We start from the raw sequence: 22,874 nt of genomic DNA on the forward strand, positions 1-22,874 counted from the left end.
CCTGCGTTATACTCTGACCAGTTGCGGATCTGATATTGCTCTTTCATTGGCTGTTTTGCCATCCTTATTTATATTTAATCTACCCTTCCATCCCTCTTTTATGCAACAACGCCATGTAAAATTAAAGAAGAGACATCAAGAAATATATAAAAAGTAAAATGGAAAATCAGCAGATCAAAGCGCTACAAAATATCTTTAGTTCTAGACTCGACACGTTGAGCCATTTCTTAACGTTAGCGGAGAGCCATTTCGGAACCGATGTGGAGTCTATATTGCAGCGCCGTATAGCTCCCGATATGTTTCCCTTCGGCACACAAATTGTATTTACTTGCAATCAGCCTCGCAACTTCGCATTGTGGTGCTTTGGACAATCGCCGAACAACTTGCCCCCTGACTTAGCATCTTTAGGTGAGGCTCGTGGTCATATTTCCTCCACTCAGGAACTGTTAGCAAGTATCGATGTTCCTGACGCTACGCTGTCAGAGACCAAGCGAGTTGAACTTGGGCAAGGTCTATACCTCGAACTATCTGGACTCTCATACGTGGACGATTTTCTAATGCCAAACTTTTACTTCCATTTGACGACAGCATACGACATTTTACGTATGGAAGGAGTACCCATAGGTAAGCGCGATTTTATGAGGCATTTGATGCCTTTCGTAAAGACCCAAGGTAACTCATAACATAGAGTGAAAAATGTCATTATCCGAAACAATTAGCATTCAGCAGCTTTCCGCCAACGACTTGGCACTTATGGAAGGATTATTAACTGTCTTTGGTGAAGCCTTTGAGGAAGTTGATACCTATAGCTCATCTCGTCCAAGCGATGCCTATCTCAAGCGCTTGCTGGGTAGCGATTATTTCATCGCACTTGCAGCGCTAAAAAATGGAGCAGTAGTCGGAGGTCTCACCGCTTATGAACTTCAGAAATTTGAACAAGAGCGGAGTGAAATCTATATTTATGATCTAGCTGTTGCCGCAGAACATCGGCGTGAAGGCATTGCCACAGCATTAATTCAGGAATTAAAGAAAATTGCTGTAGCACGAGCAGCTTACGTTATTTTTGTACAGGCAGATATCGGCGATGACCCTGCGATCGCACTCTATACAAAGCTTGGTGTGCGTGAAGATGTACTTCATTTTGATATTGCTGTTGACGATGCTAGCGATCGCCTTGAGGACTAGATCTTTCGCTGACTTAGCGATCGCCGTGGATATTACTTTTAAGCTAAGTTTGAGGTCTATGGCGTTCTTGGCGTTTGGACTACCTACTTAAAGAATGATTGTGTTTAAGTCATCTACTAAAGTAAACTTTTGTAAAGACATTTAGTAATTACCAAGATTTGGTGTGTGCTGTGAAGGCAGCATATACCAAACAACTCAAAACTATTTTAAAAAACAAAGGTTAAGCTATGCCTGTAACTAAACCAACTGGATTTGCCCAGACTTCTGGTCAGCCTAAGAAAAAGAAAAAAACACCCAACAAGCATCAAGTCGCTGCCAATAAATATGACGAGATGAAAGACAAGGGTTTGCCTGAGTTCAATATTTATATTCGGATCAAGGGCAAAGAATGGGTTCCTGCGGGTTCGATGGCAGTGGAACGTAGTAATCAAATCAGTCGAGCTATTTTTCAACAAGAGGACGCTCTGTTCAAAGGTGCGGTGCGGCTCTATCCCATCCTGCGGAAGTTCAAAGAGGATCTTGAGTATGGCTACCGTCTGAAGGAATTTCCTGATGAGGAAATCACCGTAGCCGTTCTTCCTAAGCCGACGATTGGAGACAAGGTGAAATATGCTTTTGCAAAGGCTAAGGAATATTTTAATAGCGTCACGAAGAAGTCTAAATAGAAGTAATGAATATATGTTGCCTGCTATGCAGGCGACATATATTCATTACTTCTTGGAGCGATTGTCTTGCCAAGCATTTCCAATCCCTTGCAACACACCTCGTCCAATCAAGCCTATCCCTTGCCCAATCACATTAGTTAAGACATATACAAATCCACTACCCAGAAACCTGAGCGCAGATTTTAGTCTGGGCGCGATCGCGTCCTGTAGTTCTAACACTAAAGTTACGGCAAGTTGAACTCCTTCTAATTGCTCAAGCTCTAAACTACGTGGTGCGTAGATACTTACTTTTCTTATACAGGGATTGGCAAAGACAAAGAGAATATGGCGACTCTCAAAGATTAATTGAGGATCGGTAATATATTTTTCTAAGCGATATTTCCAAGAAAGGTCATTGCGAAAACGCTCAATCTCACGGGTAGCCAAAAGGTTATAACGATAAAACTTTTGCTTGATTTCTTCTAAATCTGCAAAGTGATTTAATAATGGCTGAATAACAGCATTGGCAATTTGGATAATTAAATTATCTAAGATTAATTCGGCTCTTTGCATTGCTTCGGGCGTTCCAATAGCAGCACTGGAATTGTTAATTATTAATTCTGTATTAAACAATAAGTGAGAAATCAAATTATCTAGCTGCGGTATTTTATCGAGAATTTCTACTTGAACAATATCGATATCTTTGAGTAAGACATCAACAATATTTATTTCTGAATCAATGGGGTCACTAACTCGATAATATTTACCAAAAAAGTTAATGACCGTTTCTTGCCAAATATTTTTTAAGATAGTTGGGATTTGTTCGCCTAGTTGTGATGGTTGAATTTGGGCAAAGCGAAGTTCTGTCAAGCTATTCTCTACCTGTCGCAGGGCAATATATAGAAGTTCGCGTTTCTTATCCTCTTTGAGAATATCAATTTCTAAGGAGGTTTTACTGATATTGCTTAAATTAGCCTGTAGTTTAGTAACGGTAAGATCCCACAAACTCGCTTGAACAGCCAAAATATTATTCAGATTATTGGGGTTTCGTTCTTTATTTAAATCATCAACGACTTCTACGGAAGGTTGAGAAATTTCTCTTTCTACATTGTTAGATATTTTTTTTGTACCCCATAGTTGATTTATGAGCCAACGTGCCGCTTGTAATTCCCTTGCTTGACCTGCCAAAACCATTTGACTTAAGCGATCGCTTAATGGATTTTCTACGCCCAGATTTGCGGTGATTTGAGCTTGTATTTGCGTTAACTCGCGATCAATGCGTTTGAGTCCAGATAAATAGAAATTGTTTCGGATAATTGCTAAAACGCTCACAGGTTCATTGGGAAGATTGGTAACTTGTCTTTCACTTAGTTCTATTCCTAAACTATCGCGATCGCGATAGTATTGATGCCCTGTGGCAACTTGGCGAATAGCTCTAATTAACTCTTCGGGCGGAGTTGCTTTGAGGCAAACGCCTTCAATCCCTGAACGTAAGGCGATCGCTACCAAGTCAGATCGCAGTGACGAAGTTAGTAGCAGAATAGGCAAATGGGGATATGTGGCTTTCAATTTCTGACCTAGCGCCAAGCCTCCTGCCCCTTGAGATTTATTAATTTCCCCGATAGGCTCTAGCGACTCGTTCAAGTTAAGATCGAGTAATACTAAATCAAGTTCTAATTTCCCCTCTGAAGTTTTGGGTATTTCTTGGCTCAAAATCTCTAAGGCAATTTCCGCAGCATTCGCTTCAGCGACAATTGATATATCTGCGAACTGTTCCAGCCAAGAGCGCATTCCCAGACGAAAAATGCGATCGCCATCAATCAGCATTAGTCTATATATATCATTACTCATTGGCTATTTTATTAGATTACTTTGAGCTGTATTGAATTCTTTTGAAAGTATATAGCAATCCTAAATGAGTCATGAGAAACAGAAGCTTATCACAAGGGGCTTAAGCCTCTTGCCTTTTTCATAAATGAAATAAGATTGCTATATTAGTTATAAACGAGAGTTATATGGCTGCTGCCATTCTTGTGAGGTCACAAAACCAGAAGACGAATTGTGGCGCAAAGCGCCACAACTCGATTAAATATAAAACCCCAAAACCTGTGGCGCACGCTGCGCGTGCGCCACAGGTTTTGGTTCTGGGCTTTAATTATGCCCAGCTACTTATAACTAAACTAAAATTTCCATGCGTATAGCTCAATAAAAATATCACCGAACTATAAAACAATGCTTAATATAACTGGATATACGATCGCCGAGAAAATTTACGAAAGCAATAATTCTCATGTTTATCGAGCTATTCGTCAGCAAGATAGCTTGCCCATAGTAATTAAAATTTTGATGACCGAATTTACTACTTCCCAATTAATGGGCCGATATAAATTAGAGTATGAAATCACCAAAAAACTTAGCTCAGATTTTATTGTTGAGGCTTATGATTTAATCCCCTATCAAAATGGATTTGCGATCATTTTAGAGGATTTTGGTGGAGAATCTCTAAGTGACTTTTTGACAGAAAATGAGCTAGAACTAGAGCAGAAATTAAAGTTAGCCATTCAAATTTGTGAAGGAGTGATTCAAATTCATTCAGCGAATATTATTCACAAGGATATTAATCCGTCAAATATAGTTATTAATGCAAATACTAATCAACTAAAAATCATTGATTTTGGTATAGCTTCATCCATACAAAAGGAAACCTCCTTAGTTGCTGGACAAAATGATTATCTAGAAGGTACTTTAGCCTATATGTCTCCTGAGCAAACAGGACGGATGAATCGATCGCTGGATTATCGGACTGATCTCTATGGGATGGGTGTCACTTTTTATCAAATATTAACCCAAAGATTACCATTTCAGTCTGAGGATCAATTAGAGCTAATTCATCAACATTTAGCCCTAGAGCCAATCCCCTTAAATTTAATTGATGCTCAACTTCCTCCCATTCTATCGGACATCATCTTAAAACTACTAGCCAAGAATGCGGAACAAAGATATCAAAGTGCGTGGGGCGTAAAGGCAGATCTAGAAGAATGCTTAAAGATGTTACAGACTCAAGGAGTAATTGAGCCTTTTGAGTTAGCAATACAGGATATTGCTGATAAGTTTTTGATTTCCGAAAAGCTTTATGGCAGAACAGAAGAAGTCAAAGTTTTATCATCTGCAATGGAGCGAATTGTGGATCGAGATAAACCTAGCGATCGCCTAGAGATTATTTTAGTCTCAGGCTACTCTGGCATTGGAAAATCTAGATTAGTTCAAGAATTTCTCAAGGCAATTACTAAAAATCACGGTTATTTTATAACAGGTAAATTTGATCAATATCAGCGTAATATTCCCTATTCAGCTTTTATTCAAGCTTTTCAAAATCTAATTAAATATCTTCTCACTGAGAGCGCTGAATCGCTGAACAATTGGCGTATTAAACTTAGGGATACTTTAGGGGCTAATAGCCATTTAATTACACAGGTGATTCCCAACTTGTCAATAATTTTAGGAGATACATCGCCTAGTTCGGAGGTGGATATAGACAAAAACATATCTGCAAGTGAATCGCGAAATCGTTTCAATTTAGCCTTTCAAAATTTTATTAGCCTATTTGCTCAGCCTGAACATCCTTTGGTGATCTTTCTGGATGATTTGCAATGGGCTGATCTTGCCTCTTTAGAGTTATTAAAAAATTTAGCTTCTTCCTCGGCAAAAAAATCTCTACTTTTAATTGGAGCCTATCGCGATAATGAAGTAAATGCTGCTCATCCGATGATGCAAATCATGGAACTTATTCGGCAAGATAATGGAATAATCAATCATCTTTATTTGTCAGAATTAAATATTTTTGATGTTAATCAGCTTATTGCCGATACATTACATTGTTCTCCAGAAGATTCCTCTGCCTTGGCGGAACTACTGCAACAAAAGACAGGTGGCAATCCGTTTTTTATGAATGAATTTCTTAAGTCGCTGTATGACGATCGCTTAATTAATTTTGATTACCTATCTCGACGTTGGCAATGGTCGATTACCAAAATTCAGGAGCGAGAAATCACTGACAATGTGGTGAGTTTCATGGCTGACAAAATCCTCAGACTCCGCGATCGCACCCAATATTTATTACAAATTGCCGCCTGTATTGGTAATCAATTTGATATTGAAACTTTAGGTATGTTAGCTGAACTCTCCCCAGTTGAGACTATGCATAGTTTGATGGAGGCGATCGCGGAGGGGCTGATCTTAACTTTGGGGCATAATCCTCAATCACTTTATTACAGCATCGAATTTAGCCAAACTAAATCTCATATCATTTATAAATTTGCCCACGATCGCATTCAGCAAGCGGCTTATTCGTTAATTCCCGAAGCAGATAAAGCGCTATTGCATTATGAAATTGGCAAACTATTGTTAGAAGATTTACTGGCTAAGTCGAAATCCAGTGCTACATCCCTTACTAAATCCAGTACTATCTCAAGCGCTAATTTCCTAGAAAACATCCTTCAAGATAGCTTTGACCATCAGATTTTTATGATTGTCAATCAATTTCGTTTAGGTATTCAAGAGGTCGCGGAGTCAGATTCCCGTGTTTATATAGCCAGACTCAATCTGAGGGCAGGTCATAAAGCAAGGCTATCCTATGCCTATGAATCAGGTTTGCAATATTGTGAAGTAGGTTTACAACTTTTAGGTGATGAGCCTTGGACAGATCAGCCCCAATTAACACAGGATTTATATCTAGAAGCCACCACTCTCGCTTGTTTAGCGGGAAGATTTGATCGCGTTGATGAAATGTCCGCGATTGCATCTGACCATATTCGAGACATCCTCGATCGCGCTAAATTTGTAGAAGTCCAGATTCAATCCTTAATTGCGCGAAATCGATTGGGAGAAGCGATCGCGATTGCCTTAGATATGCTGCATCATTTGAGCGTAGATTTGCCGCAGCAGCCACAATCTGAAACAATGCAGCAATCCCTAGCCAATATTGCCCAAATTATAGCCATTGTCGGGAATGTCTTAGCCTTGCCCCAAATGAGCGATAAATTCATTCTGGCGGCTATGAAGATTTTGAGTAATATGGCTTCGGCGGCTTACATTGGTTCGCCTGCGCTGTATCCCCTTATCGTTCTGAAGCAGGTAGAGCTTTCCTTAGGATTTGGCAACACCTTAGAAACAGCCTATGCTTTCTCTACTTACGGCTTAATTTTATGTGTAGGCGATGACATCGTGGCAGGTAATCAAGCAGCCGATATTGCGCTAGCCCTGATGAATAAGTCCCATGCCCTTGGATTTAAAGCCAAAATATTCAATCTGATCTATCACTTTGTCCGACCTTGGCAAGAGAGCGTGCGGCAATGCTTAGCCCCCTTACTTGAGGGCTATCAAGCGGGACTCGAATCTGGCGATCTAGAATTTGCGGCTTATTGTGTATATAACCACTGCCAGCTAGCCTATTTTGGCGGCGAAAATCTCCTCAAAGTTAAGCAAGATATGCAGAACTATGGCGAGGCGATCGCGCTTTTAAAACAGGAAATAGCCCTCAATTTCCATCAAATTGGGCAGCAGGCTGTTTTAAACTGGCTGGGCGAAGCCGAGAATCCACTGCTCTTAAAGGGTGCGGTTTATAACGAAGAGGAGCGATTACCTTTGCATATAGCCGCAGGCGATCGCTATTCCATTGGGACTTTTTATGTGCAGAAGTTGATTTTGACCTATCACTTTGGGCAATCACAGGAGGCGATCGCGATCGCCAAACTTGCCAAGCAATATAGTACGGGGCTGGTGGGCGCAATTCAATCTACGGCTTTTTATTTCTACCATGCCTTAACTCTCTTGACTGCTGATGAAATAAAAGAAGCGGATTCTGAGATTTACCAAGAATTTACTCAAGATCTCGAAAAGCTTGATTTTTGGGCTACCCACGCTCCTTCTAACTTTAGTCATCGCTGTCAACTGCTGCGTGCCGAATTAGCGCGAATTTCTGGACAGAGACTAGAAGCGATGGATTTATACGATCAGGCGATCGCCTCCGCTAAGGCTAATCAATATATCCAAGAAGAAGCCCTTGCCAACGAACTAGCCGCTAAGTTTTATCTAGCCCAAAACAAGGTGGTGATTGCTAAAGCCTATATGCTGGAAGCCCAATATGCCTATTTGCAATGGGGTGGGCTAGCGAAAATTCAACATCTCAAAAATGAATATCCGCAACTACTCGCCCACATTACTACCGAACTGACAACTACTACAAAAAAACCTAAGCCCACCACAAATCCTAGCCTGACTCAATCATCCTCTAGTAAATTAGAACATCTAGAACTAAGTGCAGTATTGAAATCCTCTCAAGCGATCGCCAGTGAAATTAATCTGGAGCGCTTACTGGAATTACTGATGAGTATTCTCATTGAGAATGCAGGCGCACAGATAGGATATCTACTCTTGCCAACTCAGATCTTTATTGATTCCTCCAATATGGAAATAGAGAATGAATGGCAATGGCAGATAGAAGCCGTCAAATCTATTAACGATCAAAATGTTCAAGTAGTCCAGTCGCAACCCATCGATCTGACCGCGACTAGTCAAGATCAAGAAACTTTAGTCCCTGTATCTTTAGTAAATTATGTAATTCGTACCCATGAAAAGATTGTGCTTCACGATGCCACCCATGAAGGCGATTTTCAAAATGATTCATGGATTAGGCGACATCAGACAAAATCACTTTTATGTATGCCCTTGATCAACCAAGGCAAACTCATCGCCATTGTGCTTTTAGAAAACAATTTAGTTGCCCAAGCCTTTACTCCAAATAGGGTAGAGATTTTACACTTACTTTCTTTTCATGCCGCGATTTCCATCATTAAGGCAAAGCTATTACAGCAGCAACAAGAACGAGAAATTGCCCTCCAGCGATCGGAAAGAACTTTACAAAATATCGTAGCTGGAACTTCGGCAGTTACAGGGGATGATTTTTTCAAGGCTTTAGCCCAACACATCGCTGAAGCCTTAAATGTTAAATATGCATTAGTGACTGAACTAGTGGATAACAAACTGCACACTCTCGGATTTTGTGCCAACGGAGTGCTGCTACCTTCTATCTCTTATCTTCCCGCCCAAACGCCCTGTGAAATCGCTTTAAATCATGGCGAATTTATCTGTAATAGCCTTGTGCAGCAAATGTTTCCCGAAGATTTAGATCTCGTCCATATGAGAGCCGATAGCTATATGGGAATTGCGCTGAAGGATACGCAGGGTCGAGGGATCGGCAATTTATGTATTCTCGATACGGAACCACTTCGGGACATCGAAAGGTTTGGCAATATCTTACAAGTATTTGCGGCAAGAGCATCGGCAGAACTTCAGCGCGAATCCGCCAATAAGGCTTTGTATGAACTAAATCAATCCTTAGAAATGAGGGTAAATCAACGCACGGCTCAACTAGAAGCTGCTAATAAAGAATTGGAGTCTTTTGCCTATTCTGTTTCCCATGATTTACGTGCACCGCTTAGGGCGATTGTCGGGTTTTCGCGCATATTGCAAGAGGATTATGGCGATCGCCTAGATAGTGAAGGTAATCGATTTATCAAGGTAGTACGAGATAATGCCCAACGCATGGGAGAACTAATTGATGACCTCTTAAATTTGTCGCGCTTAAATCGCAAGGAAATCTCCCGTCAGTCCATTTCAATTAACAGCATGGTACAGAGAATCTTAAAAGATTTTGATACCGAGATTAATAATCGACAAGTTGAGGTGAGCGTTGATGATTTGCCTGATTGTCAAGCAGACAGTTCACTGCTCACTCAAGTATGGATTAACCTCATTTCCAATGCAGTGAAATACACCAGCAAAATTGCCAACGCCCAAATTAAGATCGGGGTTCAGTCCCACAATCAGGAAATTATCTACTTTATTCGCGATAATGGAGCTGGATTTGATATGCAATATGCTGACAAGTTATTTGGAGTATTTCAAAGAATGCATCTTGAACAAGAATTTGAAGGAACTGGCATTGGACTGGCGATCGCCCAAAGAATTGTTCAACGTCATGGCGGACGTATTTGGGCTGAGGCAGCCGTTAATCAAGGCGCGACTTTCTACTTCACAGTTCCTGACTAAGTTGTAGATAAAAATGAACTTAATAAAAAATTTGAAATCAAAGTTGTTTCTCAGTCGCCCAGCGATCGCCTTAATCATTCTTATAATCACGGGATTTGTCGGAAACTATTGTCGCTGGACGTTATTTTTTGATATTGATTTTATATTTGGTTCGATCGCTGTTTGGATTGTGGTTTGTCTCTATGGCTTAAGATGGGGAACCTTAGCAGGGTTTATTGCGGGATATTGTACTTATGTAATTTGGCATCATCCCTATACCACCGTAACTTTTACCGCCGAAGCATTATTTGTGGGATGGCTATTTCATAATCGACAGCAAAATAATATTGTTTTGCTCGATGCGCTTTTTTGGCTATTAATTGGAATGCCATTAGTCTGGTTATTTTACGGGGTGATTCTGGGCATTGATCAAACTCAAGTTTTGATTATTTTAATGAAGCAACCTGTCAATGGGATTTTTAATGCACTCATGGCAAGTTTAATGCTTACTCACTTGCCGATTCATCATTGGATAAAACGACCTGCCTCGATCAACAATTTATCATTACAACAAACTCTTTTTAATTTATTAGTTTTATTTGTATCAGTCCCCACACTTTTGTTAATTGTTCTTTCAAGCAATCAGGTCGTTGATGATATTAAAAATACAGTTCGCTTAAATCTAAATGATGCATCGCGTTATTTAATTGTTGAAGCACAAGGCTGGTATGAAAGACGGTTAGTGGCAGCAAATGGACTTGCCGAATTAGCATCAACTACACCAATACAGAACAACTTAATTCGCCAAAGAGTTGCATTTACGCGACTTAACTTTCCTGATTTCAAACATATTTACTTTTTAGATGAAACAGGAACTACTGTTTTTGATTTTAACAGTGATAATAAGATAGTTGAAAGCGCTTTTAATCAAAATGACTATTTCGAGCAGCTTAAGAAAACGCCTCAGCCTATTCTCTCGCCTGTAATGTTTCAACCCGATAGATCTAAATTCGCAATCGCTTTATTAGGTGTGCCAATAAAACGGGATGGTAAATTCGTGGGTGCGGTTTTAAGCGAGATAGATTTAAGCAAACTGACAAATTTATTTCAGTCTAGTTTAGACGGAGAAAATTTAGATATTTTACTGCTCGATCAACAGCAGACTGTTGCTTCTAGCACCAAATCAGAATTAATTGGCAATCCAAAATTTGACTGGCGCAAAGATGGCAAAATCAGTCAAATTGATGAAAATTCTTACCATGTACTTTCAGTCAAAAGCAGCTATCTCGTAATGGTACAGTGGCAAAAATCTCAGTTTATAAAAGAATTTAAATTAAATACAAATTTCCCTTGGACAATGGTTGTCCAGATCGCCGCAAAACCCTATGTCCAGCAAATTGAACGTATTCACACTCGTAACATGGCGATATTGCTATCAGTGTCAGCATTAGCGCTAATTTTAGCAGCTCTAGTCAGTCGTCAAATAGCAAAACCGTTACTCCAGTTAGCAGAAATTACCACCAACTTACCAAATAAACTCCTAGATCAAGAACCAATCTATTGGCTACGCAGCTCAGTTACGGAGTTAGTAATATTAATCAAGAATTTCCGTGCCATGTCTTCTAGTTTGCAACAGAAATTTCGAGAAATTAATCAAGCTAATGAACTTTTGGAATTGCGTGTTCAAGAACGAACTCAAGATTTGAGTGAACAAAATCGTCGTATAGAAATTTTTGCAAAAGTTACCCTAACAATCCGTCAATCTATTGAACTTAAAGAAATTCTGCATAGAACAGTTATCGAAATCCACAAAATCCTCCAAACCGATCGCGTATTTATTTATCAAATCAATCCCGATTTAACAGGAGATGTTGTAGAAGAATCTGTAGTTTCAACTTATCCAGCTTTAATTGGTTTTAAAATATTTGATCCTTGTTTTCCTGATTGTATAAATGATTATGTTCATGGGCGTATCAGCGTAATTAATGACATCGCTAATTGCGAGCTTAAATCTTGTTATCTTGATTTCCTTAAACAATTTGATGTCAAGGCAAACATCATTGTGCCAATTTTACAAGCTGATCAGCTTTGGGGATTGTTAGTTGTGCATCAATGCGATCGCCCACGTCAGTGGCTACCCTTTGAGATTGAGTTTCTATTGCAATTAGCAAACCAATTGAGTATTGCGATATTTCAAAGTGAACTAGTCGTTAACCTTCGCCAAAACGAACAATCTTTACAGCATCTCAACGAACAACTCGAAAATCGTGTGTCGCAGCGTACTGCTGAGCTAGAATCTGCTAATAAAGATCTCGAATCTTTTGCCTATTCTGTTTCCCATGACCTCCGTGCACCATTGAGGGCGATCGATGGATTTTCGCGCATATTGCAAGAGGATTATGGCGATCGCCTAGATAGTGAAGGTAATCGATTTATCAAGGTAGTACGAGATAATGCCCAACGCATGGGAGAACTAATTGATGACCTCTTAAATTTATCGCGCTTAAATCGCAAGGAAATCTCCCGTCAGTCCATTTCAATTAACAGCATGGTACAGAGAATCTTAAAAGACTTTGATGCCGAGATTAATAATCGACAAGTTGAGGTGAGCGTTGATGATTTGCCTGATTGTCAAGCCGACAGTTCACTGCTCACTCAAGTATGGATTAATCTCATTTCCAATGCAGTTAAATACACCAGCAAAATTGCCAACGCCCAGATTAAGATCGGGGTTCAGTCTCACAATCAGGAAATTATCTACTTTATTCGCGATAATGGAGCTGGATTTGATATGCAATATGCTGACAAGTTATTTGGAGTATTTCAAAGAATGCATCTTGAACAAGAATTTGAAGGAACTGGCATTGGACTGGCGATCGCCCAAAGAATCGTTCAACGTCATGGCGGACGTATTTGGGCTGAGGCAGCCGTTAATCAAGGCGCGACTTTCTACTTCACAATTCCTGATAAGTAGCTAAGCCCCAAGGCTATGACGTACACCGTACGCCACAGCCTTGAGGGTTTATATAATTGCGTCCAGCTACTTAGCGAATAACCTAAATTAATCTTATGACAGATCAATTTCTAAGCCAATCCGTCTTTATTTTGTTAGTAGAGGACAATCCTGCCGATGCCGAATTAGCAATTCGAGCTTTACGTCGTGGTCGGATTAGTAACCCCATTCAAGTATTAAAAGATGGTGCTGAAGCTCTCGATTTTATTTACTGTCGTGGTGATTATACGCATCGGGAATTTACAGACTTCCCCAAGTTGATTTTGTTGGATTTAAAGTTACCTAAAATTAGTGGTTTAGATGTATTAAAACACCTTAAGTCCGATCAAAGTACGCAATCAATTCCTATTGTGGTTTTGACTTCTTCGGCACAAGATAGCGATGTCATTGAGAGCTATAAACTAGGTGTCAATAGTTATATTGTTAAACCCGTTGATTTTGAGCAATTCAATCAATCCATTGAGCGACTAGGATTTTATTGGGTCGTGATCAATAAAACACCGTTTTAAAGCCCAACCAATTAATTTTTTAAAGTTCTGCAAGCAGAACTTCAAAAAATTAATTGGTGTTACGATGAAAATTTCATAAAAACCAGAGTCAAAAGCTGTGATGCTTGCTGTATGTACATCACAGCTTTTAAAATTTTATATTTAATTGCAACCCGCTACTTAGAAGAAACGATCGCTTCAGCAGTCAATTGAGCGGCGATCGCAGGAAAAATCCTTACGCATCGGAGCCAAAGACACTACACGACTTGATTTTGCTGTTACATTGTTTTTGTTATCGTGATTTTCATGTACAGCGTTCGTAGATTTTATGGCAAAGCAAGGGCAGCAACAGCTAGATTTTTGGTCGGAGTCTAATGGGGGAAACATCATACCGACTTCACTGCATACCGAAATGCAGCGATCGTATCTAGAATACGCCATGAGCGTCATTGTCGGTCGGGCTTTGCCTGATGCCCGTGACGGTCTCAAACCTGTGCATCGGCGCATTATCTACGCAATGCATGAGCTTGGGCTAGTCCCCGATCGCCCCTTTCGGAAATGCGCCCGCGTCGTTGGGGATGTGTTAGGTAAATATCACCCCCACGGCGATCAATCGGTTTACGATGCCCTTGTGCGCTTAGTGCAGGATTTTTCGAGCCGTTATCCCTTGCTGGCAGGGCATGGCAACTTCGGCTCGGTGGATAATGACCCTGCGGCGGCGATGCGTTATACCGAATGTCGTTTGGCAGCGATCGGCAACGAGGCTTTGCTGGGGGAAATCGAGGAAGAAGTCGTTGATTTTGTCGATAACTTTGATGGCTCAGAACAGGAGCCTGCGGTACTGCCTGCTCAATTGCCGATGCTATTGCTCAATGGGGCGACGGGTATCGCCGTGGGGATGGCAACAAATATTCCGCCTCACAATTTAAGTGAAGTAGTAGATGGCGCGATCGCCTTGATCGATAATCCCCATCTGTCCGATGAGCAGTTGCTCAGCATAATTCCTGCGCCCGACTTCCCCACAGGTGGGATCATCATGAACGAGGAGGGGGTGCGCGAAGCCTATCTGACGGGCAAAGGTAGTGTGACCATGCGCGGTGTTGCCTCCGTCGAGCAGATGGGCGGCAAAGGCACTGGCAAGCGCCAAAAGCAAGCAATCATCGTTACCGAGTTACCCTATCAGGTAAATAAATCGGCATGGATCGAGAAAATTGCCGAACTGGTGAACAATAACAAAATTGACGGTATTTCCGATATTCGGGATGAAAGCGATCGCACGGGAATGCGGGTAGTTATTGAATTAAAAAAAGATATTTCCCCTGAAGCGGTGATTGATCAGCTATATCGCCAAACCGCTTTGCAATCAAACTTTGGGGTAATTCTCCTTGCGCTCAAGGGTTCTCAACCCAAGCAAATGACTTTGCGCGAATTGCTGCAAGAGTTTCTCGAATTTCGTGAAGAAACCCTATCGAAACGCTTCCGCTATGAATTAAAAAAAGCACAGGAAAAATCGCATCTATTGGAAGGATTAGTCATCGTCCTTCAAGATATTGATCGCCTGATTAGAATTTTGCGATTTGCCAATAATAGCGCCCTTGCTAAGACGGATTTGCAGACCGAGTTTGCCCTTTCGGAAACTCAAGCGGAAGCGATTCTCTCGATGCCTTTGCGCCGTATCACCGCCATTGAGCAACAAAAGATTCGTGAGGATTTGGATGGGTTGCAGCAACAGGTGGCGAGATTAGAGAGATTGCTAAGCGATCGCCGCGAGTTAATGAAATTTCTGAAGAAGGAATTGCGCGATCACAAAAAACACCACAGCGATCCAAGGCGTACTCGTCTGGCATGGCAGTTATTAGAGAATTATCAAAATCAACAAAAGCCCGTAGAAGTTGCTGCGAGTTCTCCCGAACCGACAAAAGCTAAGAGTAGTAAAGGCGATCGCGCAGTCCCGAAAACTGCTCAGGAAACCTCGATTCCCCCCACGGTAGAAGTTGCCACCGTTAAGGAAAAAAGTCCAGAGAAAAAATCTCGTACTTCTCCTAAAACCTCTCAACCCGTAGAAATTCCACTTCTATCTTTAACTACGGAGCTAAACATTCCCGTTGCCGAACCACAGGATATTACGGTGCAACTTACCCATAAGGGCTATATCAAGAGCTTTGAGAGTAGTGCCAAAATCTCGCAATCGGTGGATCTCGGTGAAGATGTGACGATCGCTTCCTACAATACCCGCAGCGATCGCGAGATGGTAGTACTCACCAGCGCTGGTAAAGCCCTCCCTCTAGCCCTAGTAAATATTCCCCTTGTCAAAGGCAAAGGACGCGGCACACCCTTGATTACTCTTTTGCCTGACAGCACCGAAAATGCCGTTTCGCAAATCGTTTCGCAATTTGTTTGGGAAAAGAATCCTGAATCAACGGAAGGATTAGTTTTACTATCCAGTCAAGGCAAAATCAAGCGATCGCCCCTTGCCGAATTTGCGGATATGACCGCAAGGGGGTTAATCGCCGCCAAATTTAAAGAAGATGATTCTCTCTTCTGGGCGGATGTGGTGAGCGTTGACCAAGAACTGGCGATCGCCACTTCCGCAGGTCGGATTCTCCGTTTCAAAGCCGATGAAACTCAAATTCCTACGATTGGACGCGCCGCCGCAGGTAATATTGCGCTCCGCTTAGGCAGTTCCGAATCCCAAATTGGTGTGTCAGTCCTCGATTTGGCGAATTATCCGAATTCTGAACTAGTCTTAATCACTGCCGAAGGATTCGCCAAACGGATAGGGGCGGCGAATATCAAAGCGGCGATGCGGGGAGCCATTGGCGCTCAAAGCTTTAAATTCCAGTCGCGCACCGATCGCCTAGTGAGCATGGTGGCGATCGCCAATCCCCGTCCCGATCTACCCGTTACTTTCTTGATCGGTCAAGAAAATGACATCGGCTTGAGAACTGTGCAAATGCCTCTAGGTGCAATTCCCCTAGAATCGCCTAACAGTCAAGGACGCTCCATCTTTGCTGGAGAAAGCGATCTGGTGCGATCGGAAAAAGTTATTCGCGTAGCTACTCCTGTTACGACTTAAAATTATAAAAGCAGAGCTTTGCTCTGCTTTTATAATTCCTGTAAAACCATGCTAACAGTCTATTTCACCATCGGTCTACCAGCCTCTGGCAAGTCCACATGGGCAAAAAACAAAGTCGATAAAGCGCCCAATAGCATCAAGCGCGTTAATAAAGACGAACTTCGCGCCATGTTAGACAATTCCTATCACTCCAAGGGAAATGAGAAGTTTGTTCTGGATATGCAAGACCAAATTATCAAAGCGGCTCTAGAGAATGGAAAACATGTCATTGTTGATAATACGCACCTATCCCCCAAGCATGAAGCCAGAATTAGAGAACTCATCAAAGGCTTAGCAGGATTAGAAATAGTAGATTTTCGCCATGTGCCTCTCGAAACTTGCATTGAGCGAGATTTGAAGCGCTTTAACTCCGTTGGTGAAAAGGTAATTCGTGATATGTATAACCAATTTATCGCCCCACCCAGAGCCGCCAAACCTGCCCATAATCCTGATCTGCCCGACGTAATTCTCTGCGATCTAGATGGCACGATCGCGCTAATTGGCGATCGCAGCCCCTACGATGCCGCCAAATGTGAGCAAGATTTGGTTAATGAGCCAGTGCGATCGATATTAGAAACTTCAGGGAAGATGGTGATCTTTGTCTCGGGAAGAGAGGATAAATACAAGCCTCAGACTTTAGCATGGCTAGCAAAGCACCAGATTTCCTTTGATGGTTTATATATGCGAAAATCGGGCGATCAGCGCAAAGATAGTATTGTCAAAAAAGAGCTTTACGATGAATTTATTCTCGATAAATACAATGTTGCTTTTGTCCTAGACGATCGCGATCAGGTGGTTAGAGTCTGGCGTGATCTGGGCTTAACCTGTTTGCAGGTTGACTATGGCGATTTTTAAAGCTGTGAGTAAGTTGTGATCCTAAAGTAAAACAGGCGATATTTCAGGAAACTGGAATGCATTCGCTAAAATCTACCTAGCGTTCAATAGCCGAGCCTGTGGTACAAATACTCGAAAATCCCTTAAGGGTTGGTTTACAACAAGAAAGAACACCTGAACCATTGATCCTCGTGATCTTTGGCGCGTCGGGCGACTTAACTATTCGCAAGTTAGTCCCCGCCATCTACCAGCTTAAAAAGCAGCGTCGTCTGCCACCAGAACTAACCATAGTTGGTGTGGCGCGACGACCTTGGAGCCACGATTATTTCCGTGAGCAGATGCGCGAAGGTGTGGAGAAATTTTCCGTAGGTGTGGGAGCAGAGGCAATTTGGCAAGACTTTTCTGAAGGCTTGTATTATCAATCTCTGGATATGTCAAATTTGGAGGACTATCACAAACTTGATGAATTTTTAGGACAGCTAGATAAAGAAAGAGGTACTCGGGGTAATCGAGTCTTTTATTTAGCCGTTTCGCCTAACTACTTTACCGATGCGATCGAGAAACTAGGACAAGCGGGGATGATCAAAAATCCTCAAAAAACTCGATTGGTCATTGAAAAACCCTTCGGTCGCGACTTATCCTCTTGTCAAGACCTCAACCGTGTAGTTCAAAAAGCTTGTGACGAAAAGCAAATTTATCGCATTGACCACTATTTAGGCAAAGAGACAGTTCAGAACCTTTTAGTATTGCGCTTTGCTAATGCAATTTTTGAGCCTTTATGGAACCGTCAATTTATTGACCATGTCCAAATCACCGTCGCTGAAACCGTTGGGGTAGAAGACCGTGCGGGTTATTACGAAAATTCGGGCGCACTTAGGGATATGCTGCAAAACCATTTAATGCAGCTATTTTGTCTCACTGCGATGGAGCCACCAAACTCGATGGACGCGGACTCCTTGAGAAATGAAAAGGTGAAGGTAATCCAAGCAACCAGTTTGGCGGATACCCGTAAACTCAACCGCTCCTGTGTACGGGCGCAATATAGTGCAGGATGGATGAAAGGTAAGCCCGTAGAAGGCTATCGCCTCGAACCAAATGTTAATCCTGCGTCCCTTGTGCCAACCTATGTGGCGATGAAGTTTGAGGTGAATAACTGGCGTTGGCAAGGCGTTCCCTTCTATTTGCGGACGGGTAAACGGATGCCTAAGAAAGTTAGCGAAATTGCAATTCAATTTCGAGATGTGCCTTACTTGCTATTTCAGTCTGCGGCAAAACAGGTATCTCCCAATGTCTTGACTTTGCGAATTCAACCTAACGAGGGGATTGCGTTGAGATTTGAGGCGAAAATGCCGGGGGCTGATCTGCGATCGCGCTCTGTGGAGATGGACTTTGGCTATGGTAAGACCTTCGGGATCGAAGGTTCCGATGCCTACGATCGCCTATTACTAGACTGCATGTTAGGGGATCAAACGCTCTTTACACGCGGCGATGAAGTGGAAGCTGCTTGGAAAGTGGTGACCCCCGCCCTCACAGCGTGGGAAATGCCCAATGATCCCATCGTTGTCCCTCAGTATGAAGCAGGCACATGGGGACCTTCAGAAGCTGAGCAGTTAATCGAACAAGATGGGCGGCAGTGGCGACGGTTATAAGGGACCATAAAGATTTTTGATGATGTGGCTTCGCCGCACCATCAAAAATCGGTTCCGAAGCCCTAAGCGTTTTTATCCATTAGTGATGTTTTTAGAAATCTATGAGTAAACAAACAAGTTCCGTAGTATCTTTGCAAGCTCCCAAAGATGTCTCGGTATCTCAAGTCGAAGCAGAGCTAAGTAAAATCTGGCAATCCTATGGAGAAAACTCCGCCGCAAGAGCTACTACCTTCAATCTGTTGGTCTATGAACCAGAAACGATGGGGGCAGCCTCACGGATGGCTTCAGTAGATGCGATCGCCTCTCAAAGTCCCTGCCGCGTAATTGACCTCGTCGCCCTTGACGAAGAAGATCAAGGCATATCGGCACAGGTAGCCGCCTACTGTCCCATCCAAAAATCCCGTAGTTCGCTAATTTGCGGCGAATACATTACCCTGTCAGGCGCAAAAGCCGCCTTCGAGCGGGTGCATAGTATTCTACCCGAACTATTGATCCCCGATTTGCCAGTGTTTTTGTGGTGGAAGGAAAGTCCTGCACCCAATACAAGGATGTTTGAAAAGATGGTGAATCTGAGCGATCGCTTGATTGTCGATTCCGCCAGCTTTACCGAATCAGAAGTAGATCTGCTCAAAGTTCAAGGCATGATTGATTCCAGTGTGCAAATTGCGGACTTAAATTGGCAACGCCTCGCACCTTGGCAAGAACTTACGGCTCAAGCCTTTGACCAACCCGATCGTCGCGCTGCCGTCTGGGAAATTGATGGGATCACCATTGACTACGAACGCGGCAATAGTACCCAAGCCCTAATGTTTTTAGGATGGATTGCTAGTCGATTGGAATGGACGCCCTTAGAACGAAATTTAGAAGGTGGTGACTACAATATCCAGCACATCACCTTTGAAGGTCGCGATAAGCTAATAATCAAGGCGGAATTAGCGGAGATCCCTGTGGGTGACGCTGGTGAAGTGATCGGAGATTTGATTGGCTTACGTTTAATAGCCTCTAATCAAAATACTGATGCTTGCAATGTATTCTGCTCCGAGTCTACGGGTTGTATGCGGATGGAAGCAGGCGGTGGCGCTCAAAACTATCGCGTGCATCAAGTATCACCCCTATCCGATCAGAGTGCGGATACCTTGCTTGGTCAACAGCTACAGCATTGGGGACGCGATGTTTTATACGAAGAAAGCCTCGCCCTTGCGACCAAAATAATTGCTCTGTAACAAAAAAAGAAGGCTCGCTAATGCGAGCCTTCTTTTTTGCTACAGATTAAGGACTGCACGCAGTGCAGTCCTTAATTATTTATGATTAAAATTCTTCGATTTCTAGCTGTCCGACAATAAAGGCGACACAGCCAAATGCACAGGTAATCGGTAGAGGGTTTTTCAAGATGAAGCTAAATATGGAGGCTAAGCAAGAAATAGCGATCGCCGCTAAAGTCCAAAACTTTTCGTCATCGCTCATGCCCTTAGCAGCCTTAATCGCCCGAAGCGTATCGTTAGGTATAGGCAATGGCATCACCGAGCTAGGGGGAAAAGCCCAATAATTACAGCAACGCTCAACAAATAGGTCAGTCCAACCATTTTCCCGACACCATTCATCGATCCATTCATCCCGAAAACGCTTCATATACACAAATTACCGCTGAATCTCTAAAACAAGAAACATGAGCAGCGAAAAGAGCCACTCATGTTTGTTTTGACTAGATTAACAGGATGTTCTCTAAATGGGGCAGAAGTTAGGAAAACTTATCAAAAACCAACAAATAAGTGGCGGTGCGAAGCACCGCCACTTATTTGTTGGTTTTTATTTAATGGAGATTTCTTGATGATCTTCGGCAATGATCGCAATTGGCTCTTTGGACGCTGGCGTAACATTCACACCGCGAATTGTGTCGAAAGTGCCTTTGATAAAACCAGCGATCGGAACCGCCACTAGTAGCCCTAAAACTCCATTTAGCTTAAAGCCAATATCAAGCGATATCAACATCCAGACAGGATTTAAGCCCGTGAGTTCACCAACGATGCGAGGGCCCAGTACATTCTCCACAACTTGAATGATCCCCACGGCAACTAATAAGACCTTCACCCCTAGCCAAAAATTTTGTAAGGCAATTAAGAGGCTAACGGTAATAATCGTGCTAGAGCCGCCAAGGGGAATCAAACTCGCAATACCAATGCCAAAGCCAAAAAGTTGCGCCAGTGGCACACCTAAAATTAACATGGCAGTGGTTTGGGATACACCGAGAATCGTTGCAAGAGTAACCTGTCCAACAATAAAGCGTTCAAAATTGCGCGGTAGCAAATTACGAACCTGCTCGTTCCATTTAGGAGGTAACCAACTTAGCAAACCATTCCAGAGATATTCACCACGCAAAACGAGGAAAATCGAAAATATTAAGGTTAAAAAGATATTAACAATACTACCGATCGCACCAAAGACAATGCTAAAAAGTTGACTGGTTATCGATCGCAGGACTCCTGTTAATTTCTCAATGAGTTGATTAAAGGTGCTACTGATATCGATGGGCAGTTGCTGAGCGATCGCCCAAGTCTCAAGAGTTTGTAATTGTTGCTGTCCCGACTTAATCCAATCAGGCAACCGCACCAATAATTCATTAGCCTGAGCCAAAATTAACGGTACAAGAAAAATAGCAAGAGTGCCAAGTAGCATGAAAAAGATGAGAATCACCAATCCAGCGGCAACGCCTCGCTTAAATTTCAATTTTGTTAGAAAGCGGATGGGATAATCTAGCAAAAAGGAAATAACTGTCGCTGTAATGAGAATGCTGACTAATGGTTGCAATTCTCGACATAGCAATAGCAATAACCAGCCGTTAAGGAAAATTAACGGAAAAGTTAAGCCGAGCGAAAACCAACGAGGCAGCTTGTTGAGAGTCTCAATCATACGAAACAATATGGTGCGCTAGGTATCTACTTAAAATTGTGCGTTAAAAGTGTTGGATAAAACACAAAATCTGAAAAAGTTTCTAGCCTAAATAAGCTTGACGTACCCTTTCGTCAATTAATAAATCCGATGCTTGCCCCTCAATCGTAATCATTCCCGATTCCATCACATAGCCACGATTGGCATTTTGCAAAGCTAAATTCGCATTTTGTTCCACTAATAAAATCGTTACACCCGATTTATTTAGCTCCACAATTGTTTTAAAAATTTCGCGGACAATCTGAGGAGCTAGCCCCAAACTAGGCTCATCTAGTAAGAGCAACTTGGGGCGGCTCATCACAGCACGGGCGATCGCCAGCATTTGTTGCTCTCCTCCGCTTAAGGTTCCTGCAAGTTGGTTACGTCGCTCACCAAGTCGCGGAAAAATCTGAAACTGTTTTTCAATATCGGCTTTAATGCCCCAGCGATCACTCCGCAAAAAAGCACCTAATTCTAAATTATCTAAGACCGTTTGCCGCGCTAAAACTCTACGTCCCTCGGGACTATGGGCGATACCCACCTGCACTATTTGATCGGGTCGTAAGTTGGTAATATTTCTACCGTTATAAATGATCTCTCCCGATCGGGGCGAGACTAGGCGCGAGATCGTCCGTAAAGTGGTGGTTTTACCTGCTCCATTTGCCCCAATCAAAGTAACTACTTCACCCTCATTAACGCTCAGGCTAACATTCTGCAAAGCCTGAATCCCGCCATAGTTAACACTAAGGTTGTTAATTTCTAACACCGATCCTCTTCTCCCAAGTTTTTAGTCTTAGGTAAGTATAGGCGGCACATGCCGTTATCTTTTATCACGTTGACGACAGTTATACTAAGTAGCTAGACATAAGTAAACTAAAAACCAAGAAGATTGTTCCGCCCGCATAGCGGGCGGAACAATCTCTGGTTTTAGGT

Annotated in this window: 14 protein-coding genes; 10 read left to right on the forward strand and 4 right to left on the reverse strand. The window is 42.3% G+C overall.

Going from position 1 to position 22,874, the window contains the following annotated elements; genetic code table 11:
* Positions 1–158 precede the first annotated feature (158 nt).
* From H6F42_RS19440 to H6F42_RS19450, 3 genes are all read left to right on the forward strand, one after another.
* Positions 159–683 carry a DUF1993 domain-containing protein gene (locus H6F42_RS19440; RefSeq protein ID WP_190401042.1) on the forward strand — a complete coding sequence of 175 codons (525 nt, stop codon included), beginning with the start codon at positions 159–161 and terminating at the stop codon, positions 681–683.
* 13 nt (positions 684–696) lie between these two features.
* A complete protein-coding gene (locus H6F42_RS19445; protein ID WP_190401043.1) occupies positions 697–1,185 on the forward strand; it encodes an AAC(3)-I family aminoglycoside N-acetyltransferase in 489 nt (162 codons plus the stop codon).
* A gap of 227 nt (positions 1,186–1,412) precedes the next feature.
* A complete protein-coding gene (locus H6F42_RS19450) occupies positions 1,413–1,850 on the forward strand; it encodes an HHL1-like protein (RefSeq protein WP_190401044.1) in 438 nt (145 codons plus the stop codon).
* Between the two features lie 45 nt (positions 1,851–1,895).
* Here the strand turns inward: H6F42_RS19450 and H6F42_RS19455 are convergent, their stop codons facing one another.
* The gene (locus tag H6F42_RS19455; protein ID WP_190401045.1) at positions 1,896–3,680 is read right to left on the reverse strand and encodes a DUF3685 domain-containing protein; all 1,785 of its coding nucleotides are present in this window, start codon (positions 3,678–3,680) and stop codon (positions 1,896–1,898) included.
* A gap of 381 nt (positions 3,681–4,061) precedes the next feature.
* Here H6F42_RS19455 and H6F42_RS19460 point away from each other — a divergent pair, with 381 nt between their 5' ends.
* The 7 genes from H6F42_RS19460 (at position 4,062) to opcA (ending at position 20,239) form a co-directional block, all read left to right on the forward strand.
* A complete protein-coding gene (locus tag H6F42_RS19460; protein WP_190401046.1) occupies positions 4,062–9,938 on the forward strand; it encodes an AAA family ATPase in 5,877 nt (1,958 codons plus the stop codon).
* Positions 9,939–9,969: 31 nt separating this feature from the next.
* Positions 9,970–12,891, forward strand: a complete 2,922-nt coding sequence (locus tag H6F42_RS21695; RefSeq protein WP_199289202.1) for a GAF domain-containing protein — start codon at positions 9,970–9,972, stop codon at positions 12,889–12,891.
* Positions 12,892–12,986: 95 nt separating this feature from the next.
* Positions 12,987–13,439, forward strand: coding sequence for a response regulator (locus H6F42_RS19470; RefSeq protein ID WP_190401047.1), 453 nt, complete (start codon positions 12,987–12,989; stop codon positions 13,437–13,439).
* 307 nt (positions 13,440–13,746) lie between these two features.
* On the forward strand, positions 13,747–16,494 hold the full coding sequence (locus H6F42_RS19475) for a DNA topoisomerase (ATP-hydrolyzing) (RefSeq protein ID WP_190401048.1): 2,748 nt from the start codon (positions 13,747–13,749) through the stop codon (positions 16,492–16,494).
* A 48-nt stretch (positions 16,495–16,542) separates the two neighbouring features.
* A complete protein-coding gene (locus tag H6F42_RS19480) occupies positions 16,543–17,388 on the forward strand; it encodes an AAA family ATPase (protein WP_199289204.1) in 846 nt (281 codons plus the stop codon).
* Positions 17,389–17,486: 98 nt separating this feature from the next.
* On the forward strand, positions 17,487–19,016 hold the full coding sequence (gene zwf, locus H6F42_RS19485; RefSeq protein ID WP_190401049.1) for a glucose-6-phosphate dehydrogenase: 1,530 nt from the start codon (positions 17,487–17,489) through the stop codon (positions 19,014–19,016).
* 101 nt (positions 19,017–19,117) lie between these two features.
* A complete protein-coding gene (gene opcA / locus H6F42_RS19490) occupies positions 19,118–20,239 on the forward strand; it encodes a glucose-6-phosphate dehydrogenase assembly protein OpcA (RefSeq protein WP_190401050.1) in 1,122 nt (373 codons plus the stop codon).
* Positions 20,240–20,324: 85 nt separating this feature from the next.
* Here opcA and H6F42_RS19495 read toward each other — a convergent pair whose 3' ends face one another.
* The 3 genes from H6F42_RS19495 to H6F42_RS19505 form a co-directional block, all read right to left on the reverse strand.
* Complete coding sequence (locus tag H6F42_RS19495; RefSeq protein ID WP_190401051.1) at positions 20,325–20,645, reverse strand: hypothetical protein; 321 nt, start codon at positions 20,643–20,645, stop codon at positions 20,325–20,327.
* A 177-nt stretch (positions 20,646–20,822) separates the two neighbouring features.
* A complete protein-coding gene (locus H6F42_RS19500; RefSeq protein ID WP_190401052.1) occupies positions 20,823–21,923 on the reverse strand; it encodes an AI-2E family transporter in 1,101 nt (366 codons plus the stop codon).
* An 82-nt stretch (positions 21,924–22,005) separates the two neighbouring features.
* A complete protein-coding gene (locus H6F42_RS19505) occupies positions 22,006–22,707 on the reverse strand; it encodes an ATP-binding cassette domain-containing protein (protein ID WP_190401053.1) in 702 nt (233 codons plus the stop codon).
* Positions 22,708–22,874 lie beyond the last annotated feature (167 nt).

This window comes from Pseudanabaena sp. FACHB-1998 (genome assembly GCF_014696355.1).
Lineage (GTDB): Bacteria > Cyanobacteriota > Cyanobacteriia > Pseudanabaenales > Pseudanabaenaceae > Pseudanabaena.